This window comes from Mesorhizobium sp. M4A.F.Ca.ET.090.04.2.1, from assembly GCF_003999085.1.
Classification (GTDB): domain Bacteria; phylum Pseudomonadota; class Alphaproteobacteria; order Rhizobiales; family Rhizobiaceae; genus Mesorhizobium.
Window position 1 is genome coordinate 1 of sequence record NZ_RZOT01000430.1, and the last position, 5,390, is coordinate 5,390.

At 57.1% G+C, this 5,390-nt stretch carries 4 protein-coding genes; 1 reads left to right on the forward strand and 3 read right to left on the reverse strand.

Going from position 1 to position 5,390, the window contains the following annotated elements:
* The 3 genes from EN781_RS24755 to EN781_RS24765 all read right to left on the reverse strand — a co-directional run.
* On the reverse strand, positions 1-1,287 hold a 1,287-nt coding region (locus EN781_RS24755), incomplete at its 3' end, for an O-antigen ligase family protein (RefSeq protein ID WP_145965610.1).
* Positions 1,288-2,514 (reverse strand): glycosyltransferase, encoded by a 1,227-nt coding sequence (locus EN781_RS24760; RefSeq protein WP_126058868.1) that lies wholly within the window; start codon positions 2,512-2,514, stop codon positions 1,288-1,290.
* Between the two features lie 79 nt (positions 2,515-2,593).
* Positions 2,594-3,460 carry a hypothetical protein gene (locus tag EN781_RS24765; protein WP_126058867.1) on the reverse strand — a complete coding sequence of 289 codons (867 nt, stop codon included), beginning with the start codon at positions 3,458-3,460 and terminating at the stop codon, positions 2,594-2,596.
* Positions 3,461-3,637: 177 nt separating this feature from the next.
* On the opposite strand from EN781_RS24765, the gene EN781_RS24770 reads away from it, so the two are divergent.
* The coding region (locus EN781_RS24770; RefSeq protein ID WP_245492647.1) for an ABC transporter ATP-binding protein at positions 3,638-5,390 on the forward strand (1,753 nt) is incomplete at its 3' end.

Consider the following 5,390-nt stretch of genomic DNA (forward strand, 5'->3'; position numbering starts at 1 on the left):
GCCGAGTGGCACTAGCCAGCCGATATGGCCGAAAGCGATAGCAAAAAGGACAAACGTGTTGTGAGGAACAAAGACATGAGCCTCTTCCAGCCCACGACCAAAGAAACCGCCTGTCTGGTATGCAAGTAGGCCGCGTTCCAAGAACAGAGCTCGGGCCGAGATAGAATTCTTCTTACCTTCACCTCTCAGCCGTTCGCTGAGGGCCTGGATCCTGGCCGCGCCTGCTGCAGACGGAATCGCTTTGGGGGGAGTGGCGACATCTCCTGGCAAGCTTTCCTCGGGTAGAGCTGGGACGTTTCTAGATGGCGCCAATTGGGGCGGCTCGACCGAAAGCGGTCTCGCGTCATCTGTTTGGGGAGGATGTCCTATCGGAACCGCTGGCCGGGCAAGCGACGTGTCGACAGCTTCGCCTGCCACACTAAGGTCCGTGTTTACGGCCAACACTCCTGCGAAAGACTGGCTAATGGCAGCTCGAAAGTAGCGGTTAGTGGTCAGTGCGACGAAAGTTGCCGATAGCAGCACAAGAGCCACGGCGAGAGCCCGCGTCCAAGCAGCGGTGCCGATCCGCAATCTTCGGCCAGCTCTATAGTATTGCCAGATGCCAGCAGCACTTGGAAGGAAGACGGTGGCGACGGCGGCAAGAATAGTGGAGCGGGACAAGGTGATTGAAAGCGCCCCCCCAACCAGGACGAGAAAACCTGGGCGCCATTCCTTAGGTACGGCGCGATAGCTCGCCGCGCCGCCGAGCAAGAGTCCCGCAGCGGCCACATTCGGGTTGACTGCTAACCCCGCCGCGCGGCCAACTGTAGTGGTAAAGCCATGGGTGAAGAGCACATCCAAGAAGCAAACGATAGCATTGAGGGCCGTAACCGAAGCGGACAGCCGCAGCACAATCGGAGGCGCAAACGTAAGCATCAGAGTGAGTGCAGAGCCACCAAGAGCAAGAGTTGTCAAATAGCTCCTGTTGACGATCCCAAGAGGATGCAGAGCGATTGGCACGACCGCCACCACGGCGCCGATTGCCAGCGGCGAAATAGCTTTGCGCACGTCACGCCGCGTCACTACCACTGCGAAAGAGACGATGAGTACAACGCCATAGAGGGCGTACAAGGCCAACCTGAGATAGCCATCTCGCCCGGTGAACAAGGGCAGGGAGAAAGGCATGAACCAGGCCTGATATACAACGACTGTGAAAGCGCAGAAGCCGGCAGAAAGGTTCACCAGGTTCGTTTGCAGCGACGATGCTGGGCCTAGTGAGCGATCCACATCAGCAACCCCGCCGCTCATTCATTTCCCCGTGAGGTAGAGGGTTTCATAGGCGTCGGCCATAGCCTCAATCGAATAGCGCTGGCGCATTGTCCGTTGGCGAAACTCCTGGTCCGTTTTGCGCTCTGGCAGACGGTCTACTATTTCCAGCAAACCTCGAGCGAGATCAGTGGGAGCATGAGGTTGTACCAAAACACATCCTGGCAGGCCTGAGACTGCCTCCGGATTTCCGCCTACGTCTGTGACGACTACCGGGAGACCGGCCGCCAGTTTCTCCATCAAGGCATTGCAAAAGCCCTCCTCATGGGACGCGATCACGCCAACATCCATACCAGCGAGTAAACCAGGGATATCGCTCTGAACTCCGAGAGCTTGCACTTTGCGCCCGATGCCGAGGCTTTCAGCCTTCTGCGCCAGAGCCGATCCGATTCCCCGGTCCTGCCCGGCCATAAAGAGCTTGATGTTCGGGTGCACTTTGCTCGCAAGGGCAATCGCCTCGATTAGATCGTCATGACCTTTATACGGTATCAAATTGGCGACAATGATGATGCCCACGTCATCTGGGGCGAGACCAAGTCGAGCCCGGGTCCCATTGCGACGATCGCCGATATTGTCGAACCGGCTTAAATCGAGGGCGTTTGCGACAATTTTGATGCGGTTGATGCTGTAGTTGTCCCGCGCCGCCGTGTCTGCCGCGACAGCGAGAGAGTTCGCAACCACGAAATCGGAAAAACGGTTAGCGAACCGATCCATCCATTTTAGCCAAGGCCAGCGTTCCTGATGGCTGCCGAGGCCGCGTCGAGATGTGACGATAAGCGGTGCCAACGCTAACCGTCCGGCCAGGGCGCCGAGGAAATTTGTCAGCGGCAGAAAAGCATGGACCACGCCCGGTCGTGTCCAAGCCACCCGCCTGAAAACCCAAGTGGCCGCGGCCAGGAGGACCATCAACTCCTTCAAACCCGGCGACGTCTTTGAACCGGCGGCGAGGGAATTCGGTCGGTGGCGGCCATAGAAAATTGGTATGCCGGCTCGGGTCAGAGGTTCGGCCAGTACGTCGCCTACCGGCGTAAGCGCAAAAACCTCGACCCTCCATCCTCGGCATGCCAGTTCCTTGGCGAGCAGTACGAGTTGGCTCTCCGTGCCGCCAAGGTTTAGCGATCCGATCACAAAAAGTACGCCCTTACGGCGGCTCTTGGCGATGGCCGTCGAAGGAACGACAGCGGATGTCTTTGCTGGAGCATAATTCATCGAGACTCTATCGCCGCCGACTTCCGATTTAGCCGTCGCATGCCATAGGCATAGACCTCAAGCAAGCGCAAAGCACTCCCTAAGCTCCACGATTGGACGAACGACCGAAGGCAAAGATTTTCGGGGCAGAAACGAACGGTCGGCGCCGAAGCAGCCCGCTAGTTGCCAACAACACGCCGATGAGCAGCAGCATGACTGGCGGAAGCCACTTCAGCCGGTCGAAAATTGTCTCGTAAGAACGGGCACTCTGAAAGCCTTCTGGCGTTCCAAGCTGATGCCAAGGTTGACCGTAGGCTCCATGCAAAAGAGGCAGCATATCTTCGTAGTCCGAATAGTAGGAATCGACTATCGACGGATCCCTTTCTACAAGAGCCAGAGGATGGGGTACTAGGACGCCATAATCGGAATCGAGAACATTACCATCGACCTCGACGATCGTGTGCTGCTCCGCGCTATATATCGTCGCTGGAATGCCTTGTTCCGTAAGGATTGAATAGACAATCTTTGAGGCCTGGGAGCAAAAGCCGTAACCGCGATCTAAGGCCTTTCGGGGTGTCAAAAACTCGTAATTTTGAAAGCTGTCGTGGTATGCAGGAAGCCGACCGAGCAGCCAGATGACGTAGTTGTCGAAAACGCTGATCTTCGTATAGCGCGCGTCAGTGGCCGCCCAACGGTCCCCTTCCGTCCAGTAATGCACCACGCCGCCCGCGACAGCCTTTGTCAGGCGCTCAAGATAGACCTGCTTGGGCTCATTCGCTTCGCGATAAAGGCCGTTCAAATCCTCTATCTTCTTCTCAAACCCAAGCGGTCCCTCAATAGCCTCCGCGGGGGGTGTCGGATAGGCCTGGACGAGGCCGAGGGGATAAGCAGCGACAAAGAGCAGAAACGCCGCCCCTAGCCCAGTCAGGCAGAGACCCAAGGACTGCCAGAACCGATCGGCGCCCAACTGACGGCTCCTACTTAGAATCGCCTTTTCCTCGCTGCTAGTAGTACAGAGATATCACAATTGCACGTTCGAAGCTGCCCTGAATGGTCCAGCTTGTGGATGGCTTTTGACGATCCGAGATCAGAAATTGTCAATTGGCGCCACATGCGACTTGTTTCCTTGTGGCGCCCATGCGCAATGAACGTCGAGAATGCGGGCGATACCTTGGCATTGAGCGGAACCCAGACCCTAGACAGCACGACCGACGCGCTTCGGCGCTTGTGGGCGCAGCTATCGAGGCGCCGGCGCCGCCAGTTTTTCGGTCTTCTGGTTCTAATGTCCTTCGGCGCTATCGCTGAGGCCGCGACGCTCGGTGCCCTCTTGCCGTTTCTGGCCAAGATCACCGATCCCGATTCAATAGGTCAGTCATGGATCGGACGCCAATTGCAGGGTTTCGGTTCGGCCAGTTCGAGCGACAGCCTTCTGCCCTTGCTGTCGCTATTTTCGGTAGTGGTAGTGATCGCTGGGGTGGTGCGGATCCTGCTCTCGCGAGCGACTCATGCTTTTGTCTTTTCGCTTGGGCACGAGATCGCCGTGAGAGTTTACAAGCGCGCACTTTACCAACCCTACAGCTATCACTTATCGAATAGCTCCAGTTCGGTGCTGGCGACACTTCGCCAAGTCCACATCATCAACATGAACGTTCTCCTCCCGATCCTCCAAGCGGTTGGGGGAGCGATCATCAGCGTGTTCGTCGTTGCGGCGATGTTCGCGTTGAGCTCATTCATCACATTTGCGATCTTTGCCGGATTGGGTGTGGCCTATCTCGCCATGTCGCTCTTCATTCGCAAACATCTCAAGACGAATGCCCGCACGATAGAGCGAATGCAGGCGGAAGACATTCGGTCCGTGCAAGAGGGCTTGGGTGGCATTCGCGATGTCATCATCAATGACACTCAGCCCTACTTCCTTTCCCGTTTCGAAGAACTCGACAGGCATTTACAGCGCGCTTACTCGGGGAACGCTCTCGCGGCCGCTACTCCTCGATTCGCGATCGAAGCCACTGGGATGGTGATCATCGCCGCACTTGCTTACTTCCTGATCACAAGGACAAACAACGCCGGGCAGGTACTGCCTATGCTGGGAACGTTTGCCCTTGGCGCGCAGCGTCTAGTGCCCCTGATGCAATTGATCTATGCAAACTGGGCGCTCGTGCTAGGCAATATCGCCGGCGTCGAAGCGGTTCTTAAGACGATCGAAGCGCCACTCCCAGCAGAAGCACAGGCACCTCCGCCGAGCCGCTTGCCATTCAATCAGGCAATTGTGCTGAAGGATTTATCGTTCTGCTACGCGCCCGATCAGCCGCCGGTTATCGAACGGTTCAATCTCACCATCGTGAAGGGCGCAAAGATCGGATTTGTAGGCAAGACAGGGAGCGGGAAGAGCACGACAGTCGATCTCGTGATGGGCCTACTCGAGCCGACAAGTGGAGTTATCGAGATCGACGGGAAGCCCCTTGATGGAGGCACTAGACGTGCCTGGCAGAGGCAGATTGCCCATGTCCCCCAGAGTATCTTCCTTTCGGACGCTTCGATCGCCGAGAATATAGCGTTTGGCATCGACCCCGCCGGTATCGATCTTGAACGTGTTCGCAACGCAGCGCAGCAGGCAGCTTTGGCGGGCTTCATCGAAAACTTGCCCAAGGGCTATGAAACCCGGGTCGGCGAACGCGGTGTGCGATTGTCCGGCGGCCAGCGCCAACGAATAGGCATAGCGCGGGCATTCTATAAACAGGCGAGTTTGCTCGTTTTTGACGAAGCAACAAGCGCGCTCGACAATGAGACCGAAGCAGCTGTCATGGAGGCAATCGGTGATTTGCCCGCTGATCTGACAGTCCTCATCATCGCGCATCGCCTCACGACGGTCGAAAATTGCGACGAGATCGTAACGA